At 69.5% G+C, this 15,751-nt stretch carries 10 protein-coding genes; 6 read left to right on the top strand and 4 right to left on the bottom strand.

Features of this window, described 5'->3' with window-relative positions:
* Nucleotides 1–48: 48 nt before the first annotated feature.
* The 3 genes from ACTJIL_RS12375 to ACTJIL_RS12365 all read right to left on the bottom strand — a co-directional run bounded on the left by ACTJIL_RS12375 (nt 49) and on the right by ACTJIL_RS12365 (nt 5,107).
* On the bottom strand, nt 49–2,997 hold the full coding sequence (locus ACTJIL_RS12375; protein WP_440755929.1) for a valine--tRNA ligase: 2,949 nt from the start codon (nt 2,995–2,997) through the stop codon (nt 49–51).
* Nucleotides 2,998–3,127: 130 nt separating this feature from the next.
* A complete protein-coding gene (locus ACTJIL_RS12370) occupies nt 3,128–3,550 on the bottom strand; it encodes a DNA polymerase III subunit chi (protein WP_440755928.1) in 423 nt (140 codons plus the stop codon).
* Nucleotides 3,551–3,628: 78 nt separating this feature from the next.
* Nucleotides 3,629–5,107, bottom strand: coding sequence for a leucyl aminopeptidase (locus tag ACTJIL_RS12365; RefSeq protein WP_440755927.1), 1,479 nt, complete (start codon nt 5,105–5,107; stop codon nt 3,629–3,631).
* Between the two features lie 235 nt (nt 5,108–5,342).
* Here ACTJIL_RS12365 and lptF point away from each other — a divergent pair, with 235 nt between their 5' ends.
* Nucleotides 5,343–6,446, top strand: a complete 1,104-nt coding sequence (lptF, locus tag ACTJIL_RS12360) for an LPS export ABC transporter permease LptF (protein ID WP_440755926.1) — start codon at nt 5,343–5,345, stop codon at nt 6,444–6,446.
* Nucleotides 6,443–7,552, top strand: coding sequence for an LPS export ABC transporter permease LptG (gene lptG, locus ACTJIL_RS12355; protein ID WP_440755925.1), 1,110 nt, complete (start codon nt 6,443–6,445; stop codon nt 7,550–7,552). Before lptF ends, lptG begins: the two co-directional genes overlap by 4 nt.
* Before the next feature lie 194 nt (nt 7,553–7,746).
* Here the strand turns inward: lptG and ACTJIL_RS12350 are convergent, their stop codons facing one another.
* Nucleotides 7,747–8,232 carry an RDD family protein gene (locus tag ACTJIL_RS12350; RefSeq protein ID WP_440755924.1) on the bottom strand — a complete coding sequence of 162 codons (486 nt, stop codon included), beginning with the start codon at nt 8,230–8,232 and terminating at the stop codon, nt 7,747–7,749.
* Nucleotides 8,233–8,510: 278 nt separating this feature from the next.
* On the opposite strand from ACTJIL_RS12350, the gene xerD reads away from it, so the two are divergent.
* From xerD to ACTJIL_RS12330, 4 genes are all read left to right on the top strand, one after another.
* On the top strand, nt 8,511–9,458 hold the full coding sequence (xerD, locus tag ACTJIL_RS12345) for a site-specific tyrosine recombinase XerD (protein ID WP_440755923.1): 948 nt from the start codon (nt 8,511–8,513) through the stop codon (nt 9,456–9,458).
* Between the two features lie 100 nt (nt 9,459–9,558).
* Complete coding sequence (locus tag ACTJIL_RS12340) at nt 9,559–10,395, top strand: DsbC family protein (protein ID WP_440755922.1); 837 nt, start codon at nt 9,559–9,561, stop codon at nt 10,393–10,395.
* 154 nt (nt 10,396–10,549) lie between these two features.
* Entirely contained in the window at nt 10,550–14,488 is a 3,939-nt protein-coding gene (purL, locus tag ACTJIL_RS12335; RefSeq protein ID WP_440755921.1) for a phosphoribosylformylglycinamidine synthase, read from the top strand.
* 442 nt (nt 14,489–14,930) lie between these two features.
* The coding region (locus ACTJIL_RS12330; RefSeq protein ID WP_440755920.1) for an ESPR-type extended signal peptide-containing protein at nt 14,931–15,751 on the top strand (821 nt) is incomplete at its 3' end.

The following is a 15,751-nucleotide window of genomic DNA, read 5'->3' as shown; positions in this document are numbered from 1 at the left end:
GGCCAGGGCCGTTCCGGCCGGGCCGTGCCCGTCGTCAGCGCGCGCCCGTCAGCCCAGCCGGGCCCGCTGGACCGACAGGGCCTCGAGCTTCGCGGCCCAGTCGGCCAGGCGCTGGCGCTCCTGCTCGACCACGGCGGGCGGCACGCTGCCACCGAACTTCGCCAGCTTGGCCTCGCTCTTGTCCTTCTCGGCGGCGACCTTGGCGATCTCCTTGTCCAGGCGCGTGCGTTCGGCGTCCAGGTCCACCAGGCCTTCCAGCGGCACGAACAGCTGCATCTCGCCGACCACGGCGGGTGCGGCCGCCGGCGGTTCGCCGGCCAGCATCTCGATGCGCTCGAGCCTGCACAGGAAGCGCAGCTGTGCGTCGAAGCGGGCGATCCGCGCGCGTCCGGTGTCGTCGCCACCGCGCACCAGCAAGGACACTTGCTTTGCCGGCGACACGCCCAGTTCGCTGCGGATCCGGCGCACGGCGGAAATGACGTCCTTCAACCATTCGACATCCGATTCGGCCGCCGCCAGCCCGTCGGTCAGGTACTCCTTGCCGTCGAACATCGTCGGGTAGGCCTGGACCATGATGCTGCCGGACTTGCCCCGCTTCGGCGCGACGGCCTGCCACAACTCTTCGGTCACGAACGGGGCCAGCGGGTGGAGCATGCGCAGCAGCGCGTCGAGCACGTAGACCAGCGTGTGGCGCGTGCTGTTCGCCGCCTCGGCGTCGCCGCCGTTGAGCGCCGGCTTGGCGAGTTCCACGAACCAGTCGCAGAACTGGTTCCAGGCGAACTCGTACAGGCATTGCGCCAGCAGGTCGAAGCGGTAGCTGGCGAAATGCTCGCCGGCTTCGGCACTCGTGCGCGCCAGCTGCGAGAGGATCCACTTTTCCGCATCGGTCTTCGGCTGTGGCGCACCTGCGAACACTGCATCGTCGCCGATGTTCATCAGCGCGAAGCGGGTCGCGTTCCACAGCTTGTTGCAGAAGTTCTTGTAGCCCTCGGCGCGCGCCAGGTCGAACTTGATGTCGCGGCCCGGGCCGGCCAGCGCGGCCATGGTGAAGCGCAGCGCGTCAGCACCGTGGGCGTTGATGCCGTCCGGGAATTCCTTGCGCGTGGCCTTCTCGATCCTTGGCGCGTCCTGCGGCTTCATCAGCCCCGTGGTGCGCTTGGCGACCAGCGCGTCGGCGCTGATGCCGTCGATGATGTCGAGCGGATCGAGCACGTTGCCCTTCGACTTGGACATCTTCTGCCCGTGCGAATCGCGCACCAGGCCGGTCATGTAAACGTCGCGGAACGGCACGCGGCCGACCAGCCGGTCGGTCATCATGATCATGCGCGCGACCCAGAAGAAGATGATGTCGAAGCCGGTCACCAGCACGCTGGTCGGCAGCGCGATGTCGAAGCCCAGCTCGCCCATCGCGTCCTCGTCCGGCCAGCCCTGGGTGCTGAACGGGAACATCGCCGATGAGAACCAGGTTTCCAGCACGTCCGGGTCCTGGTGCAGCGGCGCATCGCCGAGACCGTGCTTCTCGCGCACCTCGGCCTCGCTGCGACCGACGTATACCTTGCCTGCTTCGTCGAACCACGCCGGGATGCGATGACCCCACCAGAGCTGGCGGCTGATGGTCCAGTCCTGGATGTTTTCGAGCCAGTGGCGGTAGGTGTTGATCCAGTTCGGCGGGACGAACTTCACCTCTCCGGACTCGACCAGTTCGAGTCCGCGCTTCGCCAGCCCGTCCATTTTCACGAACCACTGGTCGGTCAGGAACGGCTCGATCACCTGGCCGCTGCGGTCGCCGAACGGCTGCATGATCGGCTTCGATTCGACCAGTGGCTCGCCATCGGCGCCGGTGACGGCCAGGCCTTCGGCGGTGATCTCGGCGACGACGCGGGCGCGGGCTTCATAGCGGTCGAGGCCGCGCAATTCCGGCGGCACCAGGTTCACCTCGGACACGTCGCCGACATCCTCGCCGCGCGCCGCGCGGCCGGCAATGGCCGCGCTGTCCTCGTACGACAGGCCGTCGGTGCGCATGCGCGCCTGATCGTCCATCAACGCGTACAGCGGGATGCCGTGGCGCCGCGCGACCTGGTAATCGTTGAAGTCGTGCGCACCGGTGATCTTGACCGCGCCGGAGCCGAAGTCCGGGTCGGGATACTCGTCGGAGATGATCGGGATCAAACGCCGATGCGCCTTCGGGCCGACCGGGATCTCGCACAGCTTGCCGACGATCGGCGCGTAGCGCGCGTCCGACGGATGCACCGCCACCGCGCCGTCGCCGAGCATGGTTTCCGGGCGGGTGGTGGCGATGGCGATGTAGTCGCGCGTTTCGCGCAGGGTGACGTTGCCGTCGGCGTCGCGTTCGATGTACTCGTAGGTCTCGCCGCCGGCCAGTGGATACCTGAAGTGCCACATGTGGCCGGGGACTTCGCGGTTCTCGACCTCCAGGTCGGAGATCGCGGTCTTCAGCACCGGGTCCCAGTTGACCAGGCGCTGGCCGCGGTAGACCAGGCCTTGCTCGTGCAGGCGCACGAAGGCTTCGGTGACCGCGTTCGACGCCATCGGATCCATGGTGAACACGCTGCGCGACCAGTCGCCGCTGGCGCCGAGGCGGCGCATCTGCCGTTCGATGGTGTCGCCGGAGTGCTGCTTCCACTCCCAGACCTTTTCGATGAACTTGTCGCGACCGAGCGAATCGCGGGTTTCGCCGTTGCCTTCGAGCGCGAGGTTGCGGCCCACCACCATCTCGGTGGCGATGCCGGCGTGGTCGGTGCCCATCTGCCACAGCGTGCGGAACCCGCGCATGCGGTGGTAGCGCACCAACGCGTCCATCAGCGTGTGCTGGAACGCGTGGCCCATGTGCAGGGTGCCGGTGACGTTCGGCGGCGGCAGCAGGATCGTGTAGGCCGGCCCATCGCCCTGCGGCGCGAACACGCCGCTGGCTTCCCACTGCGCGTAGAGGCGCGATTCGAAGGACTTGGGGTCGTAGCCGGTGGTCAGTGCAGTCATGGGGATCCGCTTTTGGTCGTCATTCCCGCGCAGGCGGGACTCCAGTGTCTGTGCCCGTGGGCCGCCTTGCGCGCAGGTGCCCCGTTCCTGCTTGCGCGGAAACGGCGGCAACGCATGCAATCGCGCGGCACTACATATCGTATTTGTTCACGTCCATCCCGCGCGCCTTGTACTGCTTCCAGCGCTCGCGCAGCGGGCCACGCGCGGAATCGTCGGCGGGCACCACTTCCAGCACCCGCTCGAAACCGCCTTCCACCGCCGCGTCGCGCAGGTTGATCACCAGCGGGCGCAACGGTGCGTCGACTTCCGGCGGGGCGATCAGCACCGCGGCCTCGTCCTCGTCGACATCGACGCCGGCGATCTGGTGCGGGATGAAGACGTCGTCGCCCATGTCCCACAGCAGGTCGTCCAGCGCCTCGGCCTGCGCCGCGTCGCGCGCCAGCACCAGCGTCCACAGGTTGGCGTCGTGGGCCTTGCGCGCCAGCTCGCACACCAGCCGCAGCGGTTCCTCGCGGAAGCGCGGCTTGGAGATCAGGTAGAAGTCGGCGCGCATGCGGGCAGGAATCCGTGGTGGGTGGTTCGAGGATGGGGGACCGGACGGCAGGTGCCAATCACGATCCCCCTCCGCGGATCACGCCACCCGGTCCAGCAGCCACTGGCTCAGCAGCCCCACCGGGCGGCCCGTCGCCATGCCGCGCTTGCCTTCGCCGCTGGCGGTGCCGGCGACGTCCAGGTGCGCCCAGCGCTGGCCCTCGGTGAAGCGCGACAGGAAGCAGCCGGCGGTGACCGCGCCGGCCCAGCGGCCGCCGATGTTGTAGACGTCGGCGAAGCTCGAATCGAGCATGCCCTGGTATTCGTCCCACAGCGGCAGGCGCCAGGCGCGGTCGAAGACGTTCTCGCCGGCGTCGAGCAGCTCGGCGCCGAGGTCGTCGTGCTTGGTCATCAGGCCCGAGGCGAAGCGGCCCAGCGCCACCATGCAGGCGCCGGTGAGCGTGGCGACGTCGACGGTCGCCTGCGGCTCGTACCTCTGCACGTAGGTCAGCGCGTCGCACAGGATCAGGCGGCCTTCGGCGTCGGTGTTGCCGACCTCGATGGTCTTGCCCGACATCGAGGTGATCACGTCGGACGGGCGATAGGCGTTGCCGTCGATGGCGTTCTCCACCGCCGGCACCACCACGACCAGGTTGATCGGCAGCTTCATCTTCACCGCCGCGACGAAGGTGCCGATGACGGTGGCGCCGCCGCACATGTCGTACTTCATCTCCTCGATGCCGCCCTGGGTCTTGAGGTTGACGCCGCCGGTGTCGAAGGTGATGCCCTTGCCGACCAGGGCGAACGGCTTGGCGTCGCCGCCGCCATTCCATTTCAGCACCACGAGGTGCGGACGGTTGGCCGAGCCGCGCGCGACGGCGAGCAGCGAGCCCATGCCCAGCGATTCCATCTGCTTTTCGTCGAGGATCTCGGATTCGGCGCCGTTGGCGGCGGCGAACGTGCGCGCCTGGTCGGCGATGTAGGCCGGGTTGCAGATGTTGGGCGGCAGGTTGCCCAGGTTGCGCGCGAACTCGACGCCTTCGGCGATCGCGACGCCCTGCGCCAGCGCGGTGGCGTCGTCGCCGGCGATGGCCAGCGACTTCAGCCCGCTGTCGTCGTGCTTGGCCTTGTTCTTGTCGCCGAGGGTGGCGGTGTAGCGGTAGCAGGCATGCGCGGCGGCGATCACCGCCTGGCGGATGTTCCAGGCGGTGTCGCGGCCGGGGACCTCGAGTTCGGACAGCGTGAACAGCGCACCGGCGCCGGCGCCGCCCTTGAGCGCGCGCGCGGCGTCGCCCACGGCCTTGAGGTACTGCGGGACCGCGAACTTGGCCTTCTCGCCCAAGCCGATCACCAGCACGCGCGCGGCGGTGATGCCGGGCAGGTCGTGCAGCAGCGCGGTGCGGCCGGTCTTGCCGGACACGTCACCGCGTTCGACGAGGGCCTTCAGGCGGCCGCCGCTGGCGGCGTCGAGGGCGTCCCCGGCCGGGGACAGCGACTTGTCGGCGAAGACGCCGACGATGACGCAATCGGTGGCGGCGGAGGCGGGGGCGGACTGGTTCAGGGCGAATTCGAGGGTCATGGGGTCTTTTATGTCTCTGCAATGCGAATGGCCGCGTCGGCGGCCGCGGGCGGCGGGACTCCGGCGGACGCCGGGGCGCGCTCATCGCCGGCATGGACCTGGCCGGCATGAACGCTTCCTCACAGAATCCGTGAAGTGTTCCTTACAATTGACCGTTCACCCTGCAGCGGGACGCTGCCGGTGCTGCGGCCGACGTGACGCGGTTGGACCCCCAATTCTAAGGCAACCCCGCCTGATGCCGAAAAAGCTCGACTCCTACCTGTTCCGCGAGTTCGCGCAGGCCACCTTCGCCACCCTGGTGGTACTGATGATCGTCAGCCTCGGCGGCGTGTTCGCCGACGTGCTGGGCGACGTCGCACGCGGCCGGGTGCCGGCCGGGATGATGCTGGCCCAGCTGGGCCTGCAGATCCTCAATTACCTGCCGCTGATCCTGCCGCTGGGGCTGATGCTGGGCCTGCTGCTGGCGGTCGGGCGCCTGTACCGCGACTCGGAAATGCCGGTGCTGACCGCGATCGGCGTCGGCCCGCGGCGCCTGCTGCGGCCGGTGCTGATGCTGGCGCTGCCGGTGGTGGGGCTGATCGCGCTGTGCTCGCTGTGGCTGGGGCCGTGGGCGCTGGACTACTCGCAGAAGATGATCGAAACCGGCAACCGCAGCCTGCTGGTCGCCGGACTGGAGCCGGGGCGCTTCATCGAACTGCCCGGCGGCGGTGGCGTGGTCTATGTCGGCTCGATGTCCAACGACGGCACCGCGCTGACCCGCGTGTTCGTCTACCGCCAGAAGGGCGACCGCCTCGACGTCACGACCGCGCGCAGCGGCAAGCTCAACGTCGAGGGCGAGGAGCGCTTCCTCACCCTGGACCAGGGCTTCGAGGTCGAGGGGCCGCTGGGCGCGGGGCGCGACTATCGCCTGATGCGCTACGCCAGCAACGATCTGCGGCTGCCGGACGCCGGCGAAAAATCCGACGAAAACGACCCCGAGCGCCTGCCCACCAGCGCGCTGCTCGGCGATCCGCGCCCCGAGGCCGCCGCGCAGCTGCACTTCCGGCTGGGGCCGCCGCTGCTGGCGCTGGCGTTCGCGCTGCTGGCCGTTCCGTTGGGCCGCAGTTCGCCGCGGCAGACGCGCTACGGACGGGTGATGCTCGGCTTCCTCGCCTACATGGTCGGCATGAACCTGATGTACATGGGCACCGACTGGCTGGCCAAGGGCAAGCTGCCGCTCGCGGTCGGGCTGTGGTGGCTGCTGCTGCCATTGCTGGCATTCGCCATCTGGGCCTACCTGCGCGACGGACGGATGCGCAAGGCGCGGTTGCCGCGGCTGGCGGCGAGGGCACAGCGATGACGCCGTTCCCGAAGATCCATGACCTGTACGTCAGTCGCATGGTGGTGACCACCGTCCTGCTGACCTGGACGGTGCTGGTGGGCCTGGACGTGGTCAACGCCATGGTCAGCGAGTTCGGCGATATCGGGAAGGGCAACTACGGCTTCCTCCAGGCGCTGACCCATATCGCCTACACGGTGCCGCGCCGCGCCTACACGATGTTCCCCACCGTCGCGGTGATCGGCGCGCTGATGGCGCTGGGGCAGCTGGCCGCGAGTTCCGAACTGACCGCACTGCGCGCCGTGGGGCTGTCGCGGCGCCGGCTCAGCCTGTCGGTGGCCGCGCCGCTGCTGGTGCTGACTGCATTGATGGTGGTCAACGGCGAAAGCCTGGCGCCGTGGGCGCAGCGCAGCGCCGACAGCCTCAAGGCGGCCGCCAAGTCGAAGGACATGACCATCGCCCAGTACTCCGGGCTCTGGGCGCGCGAGGGCGACACCTTCCTCAACGCCCAGAACGGGCAGGAACACGCCGACGGCAAGGACACCTGGCTGCAGCTCGACGACGTGCGCCTGTTCGAGTTCGCCAAGGACGGGCGGCTGGAATCGATCGCCCGGGTGGCCACCGCCGAGCACCGCAAGAGCGGCTGGCTGCTGCGCGGCGTCAACCGCACCTATTTCGAGGGCAACGCCGTCACCCAGACCGAGGTGATGGAGGAGCGCTGGACCTCGCAGCTCGACGCCGCGGCGCTGGCCGCCAGCGCCAGCAACATCTGGCGCCCGCGCTACATGTCCGCGCACGACCTGCGCAGCGGCATCACCTATCGCAAGCGCAACAGCCTCGATGCCAGCGAGTTCGAGGAGTACTACTGGGGCCGCTGGTTCTATCCGCTCAACGTGCTGGCGCTGTGCCTGGCGGCGATCCCGTTCGCGTTCGGCACCCTGCGCAGCGGCGGCGCCGGCAAGCGGCTGTTCATCGGCATCGTGTTCGCGCTCGGTTTCTGGCTGCTGCAGATGCAGTTCGTGAAGCTGGCCGGCGTGTACCGCTTCGACTACCGCATCGCCTACCTGATGCCGCCGCTGGTGATGCTGGGCGTCTCGGCCTGGCTGTTCCGGCGACGGAGTGGATGAACGCCCGGCCACGGATGAAGGCAAGGCGACCGCGATACACGCGATCCGATCCCTTCTCCCGCTTGCGGGAGAAGGTGCCCAAGGCGGATGAGGGCGCGAGCGCAGCGAGCTGCTGTTGCGCTCGCTCTCGCCGCCGAAAGGCCAGAGGCAAGGGCGGCTCGTTTACTTGCCCCCATCCGATTCGCGCGCGTTGCCTACCGCCCGGCTTTCGGCCTGCGCACGACCCGCGTCCCGCTGACGCGGTCATGCCAGGCCAGCCGGTCGCGATCGAACCACGCCCACCAGAAACCCAGCCCGGCCGCCAGCAACGACACCGTGCCAACGAAGTAGCGCACGCATAGCGCCCGCCAGGATGGCGCACCGCCATCGGTGCCGATCACCCACAGCCGCCACGGCCGCATTCCCAGCGTCTGCCCGCCGCGCCGCCAGCTGACCACCGCGTACAGCCCGCTGAGCAGCCAGCACACCAGCCACAGCAGCCACTGCAGTCCGCTGAGCGGCGCAATGTTGTCGTGCGGATCGTGGTGGCCGGCAATCGTGTAGCCGAGGGTGAAGCACAGCGACGCCAGCATCCACAGCGCCAGCGACGGCCAGAAGTCGTAGAACAGCGCCAGCAGGCGCCAGCCGACCAGCGGGCGCGGCGGGGCGGGAGTGGGGGCTTCGGGCGTGGTGTCGGACATTCGCGAAAGGATACCGGGCACCCGGGAATGCAGGTGCGGCGGAAGCCGCGAGATTTTGCTCCCTCCCTTGCGAAGGCAGGGGAGGGTTGGGGAGGGGTGCCTTCAGTCGCACCGTAAACCGTGGGCACCCCCCTCCCAACCTCCCCCTGCCTGAGCAGGGGGAGGGGCAACAGAAAAGCTCGCGGCTTCCGCCGCCCCTGCAAGACCGCGCCTTGCACAAAGGCCCGCATGCCGGCGTCCGCGTTAGGCTTCGACACCAGTCTCGGCCTCCAGTCCCCATGCCCACGCCCGCCGACCGCCGCGCACTCACCGCAAGCCTGCCGCCGCTGCAGGAGGCCGATGCGCGGGCGATCGAGGCCTTCATCGACGCGATCTGGGCCGAAAACGGACTAGCGCGACAGTCGCTGGACAGCTACCGCCGCGATCTCGAAGGCTTCGCCCGCTGGCGCAACGGCGCGGGAGGCGGGCTGGCCGGCGCGGACCGCGCGGCACTGTTCGAGTACCTCGCCTGGCGCACCCGGCATGGCTGGTCGCCACGCAGCAACGCGCGCCTGCTGTCGACGCTGCGGGCCTTCTTCGGCCACCGCGTGCGGCAGGGCCAGCGCCAGGACGATCCGACCGCGCTGCTCGAGCCGCCTAAGCTGCCGCGCTCGCTGCCCAAGGCGCTGGCCGAAAGCCAGATCGACGCCATGCTCGCCACGCCGGACATCGCCACGCCACTGGGCCTGCGCGACCGCGCGATGCTGGAGCTGATGTACGCCGCCGGCCTGCGCGTGAGCGAGCTGGTCGGGCTGCCGGCCACCGCGGTGAACCTGCGCCAGGGCGTACTGCGCGTCACCGGCAAGGGCAGCAAGGAGCGGCTGGTGCCGCTGGGCGAGGAATCCCAGCACTGGCTCGAACGCTATCTGGCCGAATCCCGTCCGCAGCTGGCCGGCAAGCGCAGCCTGCTGCCGCTGTTCCTCGGTGCCCGCGGGCAGGCGCCGAGCCGGCAGCAGTTCTGGACCCTGGTCAAGCGCTACGCCGCCGCCGCCGGCATCGACCCGGACAAGGTCAGCCCGCACGGCCTGCGCCACAGCTTCGCCACCCATCTGCTCAACCACGGCGCCGACCTGCGCGCGCTGCAGATGCTGCTCGGTCACAGCTCGCTGTCGACCACCCAGATCTACACCCTGGTCGCACGCGAACACCTCAAGCAGCTGCACGCGAAACACCATCCACGCGGCTGAACCGGATGCCCGATGCCTGAACGCAGCGCCCGGCACCGGGCCGTCGCGGTGGGGCGCATGCGACAATGCCGGCATTCGCGTCCTGTCCCCCGGAACCCCCATGAAACCGTATCTCCTCGCCGTGCTCGGCGCCTTCAGCCTGACCGCGTGCGCGCAGACCGACAGCCCCCAGGCCGCCGCCGAAAAGGCGCCAGCCTTGGCCACCGCGCAGGCCGCCGTCGCCGGCGCCCCGGAGGTCGAGCCCGGCTCGGCCGATGCCCGCGCCCTCGATGCGATCCGCAAGCTCAACAAGCAGATCCGGGTCGACCGCGTCGGCGCGTCCCCGATCCCCGGTTTCCGCGAGGCGATCGTGGGCGGGCAGACCCTGTACGTCAGCGACGACGGCCGCTACATGCTGCAGGGCAGCCTGTACGACCTCGACGCCCGCCGCGACCTGAGCGAGGCCAGCCTGGCCAAGCTGCGCCGCGAGCTGCTCAAGACGATCCCGGTCAAGGACCGGATCGTGTTCGCGCCGGCCAACCCGAAGTACACGGTGTCGGTGTTCACCGACGTCGAGTGCGGGTTCTGCCGCAAGCTGCATTCGCAGATCGCCGACTACAACCGCGAAGGCATCGAGGTGCAGTACCTCGCCTTCCCGCGGATGGGGCTGGGCAGCCCGGACTTCCAGAAGATGGTCAACGTCTGGTGTGCGGCGGATCGCAAGCAGGCCCTGACCGACGCCAAGAACGGTCGCCCGGTGCCGCTGCGCAACTGCAAGAACCCGGTGACGATGGAATACGACGTCGGCCAGCGCGTGGGCCTGGCCGGCACGCCGCTGATCGTGGCCGCCGACGGCACCGCGATGCCCGGCTACATGCCGCCCAAGGAGCTGCGCGCCGCGCTCGACAAGCTGGCGGCGGAAGCGAAGGGCGGCGCGGGCACTGCGGGCAGCAGGTAACGGGCGCGGTAACCGCCGGCCGGTGGCCGGCAGGCCACTTCCCGATTTCCTGATCCTGCATTCTCCGAATTCCCCGAATTCCCCGAATTCCCAGATCCTGGTTCCCGGCAGCCGCTACAATGACGCCCCCCGCAGCTCCCGACCGCCTCCGGACATGATCGTCCTCGAGGGCCAGCCGGCCCTGTCGCCGTTCCGCCGCGAACGCCTCGAAACCCGCCTCCAGGCGCTGTCGCCGGGCGTCCGCGTGGCCGGCGCATGGCACGTCTACTGGATCGAACCGGACGCCGCCGGGCAGGTGGTCGACAGCGCCGTCCTGCACCGCATCCTGCAGGCCGGCGACGCGGTCTCGCCGCGCCAGGACGATGCCGTCTCGCGCTACGTGGCCCCGCGCCTGGGCACGATCTCGCCCTGGGCCAGCAAGGCCACCGAACTGCTGCGCGGCGCCGGGCTGCCGGTGAAGCGGGTCGAACGCGGCCTGCGCCTCGATATCGCCGGCTGGCCGCAGGACGTGGAAGCCCGCGTCGCGCTGGCAAACCTGCTGCACGACCCGATGACGCAATCGCTGCTCGCCTCGCACGACGACGCTGCCGCGCTGTTCCGCGTGCCCGCGCGCGGCGAGCTCGAACGCATCGCGCTCGCCGACCTCGAAGCGGCCAACGCGCGCCTCGGCCTGGCGCTGGCCGACGACGAGATCGACTACCTGCGCCAGCGCTTCGGCGAACTCGGGCGCGACCCCAGCGACGTCGAGCTGATGATGTTCGCGCAGGCCAACTCCGAGCACTGCCGGCACAAGATCTTCAACGCCTCGTGGACCATCGACGGGCAGGACATGCGGCTCGATGGCGGCCCGCACGATGCCGGCACGCCGGCGTCGCTGTTCCGGATGATCAAGCACACCCACGCGCGCACGCCGCAGTACACGCTGTCGGCGTACAGCGACAACGCCGCGGTGGTGGAGGGCTATCCGGCGCGGCGCTTCCGGCCCGACCCGCAGACCCACGCGTATCGCGCCGAACCGCTGCGCGACAGCGCGTTCTGCATCAAGGTCGAGACCCACAACCACCCGACCGCGATCGCACCGTTCCCGGGCGCGTCCACCGGCGCCGGCGGCGAGATCCGCGACGAAGGCGCCACCGGCCGCGGCGGCAAGCCCAAGGCCGGGCTGTGCGGTTTCTCGGTCTCGCACCTGCGCATTCCCACGCTGCCGCAGCCGTGGGAACACCCGCGCGCGCTGAATCCGCGGATGGCACCGGCGCTGGAAATCATGCTCGACGGCCCGCTCGGCGCGGCCGCGTTCAACAACGAATTCGGCCGGCCGAACCTGCTGGGCTACTTCCGCTCGTTCGAGCTGGAACAACCCGCCCACGGCGACGATGCCGCGCTGACACGCGCCTACGACAAGCCGATCATGCTCGCCGGCGGGCTGGGCGCGATCGACCGGACCATGGTCGAGAAGACATTGCTGTCGCCCGGCGACGCGGTGATCGTGCTGGGCGGCCCAGCGATGCTGATCGGCCTGGGCGGCGGCGCGGCCAGTTCGGTGGCGTCGGGCGAGAGCGCCGAAGACCTCGACTTCGCCTCCGTGCAGCGCGATAACCCGGAAATGGAGCGCCGCTGCCAGGAAGTGATCGACCGCTGCGTCGCGCTCGGCGACGGCAACCCGATCCTGTGGTGCCACGACGTCGGCGCCGGTGGTCTGTCGAACGCGATCCCGGAGCTGCTGCACGACTCCGGCGTGGGCGGCGTGATCGATCTCGACAAGGTGCCCAGCGACGACCCCTCGCTGTCGCCGCTGCAGCTGTGGTGCAACGAGTCGCAGGAGCGTTACGTGCTCGGCGTGGCGCAGTCGCAGCTCGCGGAATTCGCGGCGCTGTGCGAACGCGAGCGCTGCCCGTTTGCCGTGGTCGGCACGGCGACGGCGGAAGAGCGCCTGGTCGTGGGCCATGGCGTTTCCCTTCTCCCTCCCGGAGAAGGAACAGCGCTCCACCCCATCGATCTCCCCATGGACGTGCTCTTCGGCAAGGCCCCGAAGATGCACCGCGACGCCCGTCGCCCGCGCCACTCACGCTGGACCTCGCTGTCGACCGACACGCTCGACCTGCACAAGGCCGGCCTGCGCGTGCTCGCGCATCCGACCGTGGCGTCGAAGAGTTTCCTGGTCACCATCGGCGACCGCAGCGTCGGCGGGCTCACCGCGCGCGACCAGATGGTCGGTCCGTGGCAACTGCCGGTCGCCGACTGCGCGATCACGCTGTCCGATTTCGAAGGCCACGCTGGCGAAGTGATGGCGATCGGCGAGCGCGCGCCGGTCGCGCTGATCGACTCCGCCGCCGCCGCGCGCATGGCCGTGGGCGAAGCGATCACCAACCTGTGCGCCGCGCCGGTCGCGTCGCTCGACCGGATCAAGCTGTCCGCCAACTGGATGGCCGCCGCCGGCCATCCGGGTGAGGACGCCCGCCTGTTCGATGCGGTCGAGGCGGTGGGCATGGCGCTATGCCCGGACATCGACCTGAGCATCCCGGTGGGCAAGGATTCGCTGTCGATGCAGGCGCAGTGGCAGGCCGACGGCATCGCGCACAAGTCGGTGTCGCCGGTGTCGCTGGTGGTCACCGCGTTCGCGCCGGTGCCCGACGTGCGTGGCCAGCTCACGCCGCTGCTGTCGCGCGAAGCCGAGACCGAGATCTGGCTGATCGGCCTGGGCGCCGGCCGCCAGCGCCTCGGCGGCTCGATCCTGTCGCAGTGCTTCGACGCCTTCGGCGGCGCGGCGCCCGACCTCGACGATCCGCAGCGCCTGCGCAGCCTGTTCGAACTTGTCCGCGACGCGCGCGAAGCCGGCTTGCTGCTGGCCTACCACGACCGCTCCGACGGCGGCGCCTTCGCCGCGCTGTGCGAGATGGCGTTCTGCTCGCACCTCGGGCTCGACATCTCGCTGGAAGGCTGGGGCGGCGACCGTGCCGACGACGTCTGCCGCACGCTGTTCAACGAAGAACTGGGCGCGATCGTGCAGATCCGCGGCGCCGACCGCGCCGAGTTCGCCGACCTGGTCGCGCGCCACGGCCTGATCGAATGCGCCCAGCGCATCGCCCGGCCCAGCACCGCGCCGTCGATCCGCGTCATCGACGACGGCAAGACCCTGGTGGAGTGGCATTGGGAGACGTTGTTCGACGCCTGGTGGTCGACCAGCCATGCGATGCAGCGGCTGCGCGACGATCCCGAATGCGCCGACGAGGAGCGCGCCGCCGTGCGCCGCTTCGACGCGCCGGGTCTGCAGCCGAAGCTCACGTTCGACCCGGCCGAGGACGTCGCCGCCCCGTACATTAACGCCGGCGCCGCGCCGCGCGTGGCGATCCTGCGCGAGCAGGGCGTCAACGGCCAGGTCGAGATGGCGTCGGCATTCGTGCGCAGCGGCTTCGAGGCCGTGGACGTGCACATGAGCGACCTGATCGCCGGCCGCGTGGATCTCGCGACGTTCGCCGGGCTGGTGGCCTGCGGCGGCTTCAGCTACGGCGACGTGCTCGGCGCCGGCCGCGGCTGGGCGACCTCGATCCTGGAGCGCCCGGCGCTGCGCGACATGTTCGAAGCCTTCTTCGCCCGCGGCGACACGTTCTCGCTGGGCGTGTGCAACGGTTGCCAGATGATGTCGCAGCTCAAGGCCATCATCCCCGGCGCCGCGCACTGGCCGCAGTTCCTGCGCAACCGCAGCGAGCAGTTCGAGGCCCGCTTCGGGATGCTGGAAGTGGTCGAATCGCCGTCGCTGTTCTTCCGCGGCATGGCCGGCTCGCGGATCCCGGTCGCCATCGCGCACGGCGAAGGCCGCGCCGAGTTCGCCAACCCCGCCGACCAGGCCGCCGCCCGCACCGCGCTGCGTTACGTACAGGGCGACGGCAGCCCGGCAACCGCGTATCCCGCGAACCCGAACGGCTCGGCTGACGCCATCGCCGGCCTGTCCAGCGAGGACGGCCGCGCGACCATCCTGATGCCGCACCCCGAGCGCACCCCGCGCGCTGCCAACCTCAGCTGGGCGCCGCGCGACTGGCCGGCGGATTCGCCGTGGCTGCGCATGTTTCGAAACGTGCGCAAGAGCGTCGGCTGACCTCACACGACATCGACGCAGCAGGCCATTGGAGCCCGCCATCGAAGGATGGCGGGCTTTTTCGTGTGCCGCGAAAGGTCAATAACAGTGTCTGTAAACGGCACAAAATGACATATTTTGGCGCTTCATTTAACTTTATAAGTAATTGAATTTAAAGAAATTAGTTCAAAATACGCCCAAAATTGTTAAACCGTGACACGGTCCGGCATGCGTTCAATCGTGACTTGACGCACAGAAATGCAGCAATGACTATCGGGTCGTACCGGGGGGTTGGGGAGCGTTCAGCCAGACCACCGCAGGTCGCCGTTCCGCGGGAAGCAGGCGTGCTTCCCGGCGCGGGACATACAACCGGAGCCGCAAGCCATCTTCAATCAGGCCGCTTGGCGATGAGCCACGCGGTCGCCACAAGCGTCGCCATCAAAAACCTGTAGGGGAAGAATCAATGAACCGCATTTACCGCAAGATCTGGAGTGTCGAGCGTGGTGTTGTCGTTGCGTCCGAATTGGCGAAGGCGAAGGGCAAGGGCAAGGGCGCGCGATTGCTCCAGGCGGTGATCCTTGCCGGTGCGGTGGTCTCGGCACCGGCCATGGCCAAGCAGGTTTGCGACCAGGGGAGCAATCAAGGAAATGCGGCAGGGACCGCGACCGGGCCCGCTTCGCTGGCCTGCGGCGACGCTGCCGTGGCCAACGGCGCGGCAGCGACCGCGATCGGCCATGCCGCCCAGGCGGTCGGCGTCAGCACCACCGCGATCGGCAACAACGCACGCGCGCTGCAGGCCAACGCCACTTCGCTCGGTTCCAACGCCATTGCCAACACCGCCGCCAGCACCGCGGTGGGTTCGAATGCGCAAGCCTACGGCCTGCATGGCACTGCGCTGGGCTACAGCGCGCAGGCGCAGGGCCAGGATTCGGTGGCGATCGGTTTCACCGCGTATGCCAACGGCACGAACGCGATCGCGGCCGGCGCCGGGGCGCGCGCCACCGGCGATCTTTCCTCCGCCTACGGGCAGGGCAGCAGCGCCAGTGCCGACGGCTCGACCGCGCTCGGTGCGGGGAGCGTGGCCTCCGGCGAAGACAGCACCGCGCTGGGTGCGGGCGCTATGGCCACTGAAATCGGCGCAACGGCGACCGGTGCGGATGCATCGGCCTCGGGCGCGTACAGCACCGCAACCGGTACCGAATCGGTCGCCTCGGACACCCAGGCGACGGCGAACGGCTTCCGCAGCGAAGCCTCGGGCACCGGCGCCACCGCGATGGGCAGCTA

Origin of the sequence: Luteimonas sp. 22616 (assembly GCF_052044325.1) — a bacterium.
Lineage (GTDB): Bacteria > Pseudomonadota > Gammaproteobacteria > Xanthomonadales > Xanthomonadaceae > Luteimonas.
This window is presented reverse-complemented; position numbering and strand designations above follow the sequence as displayed.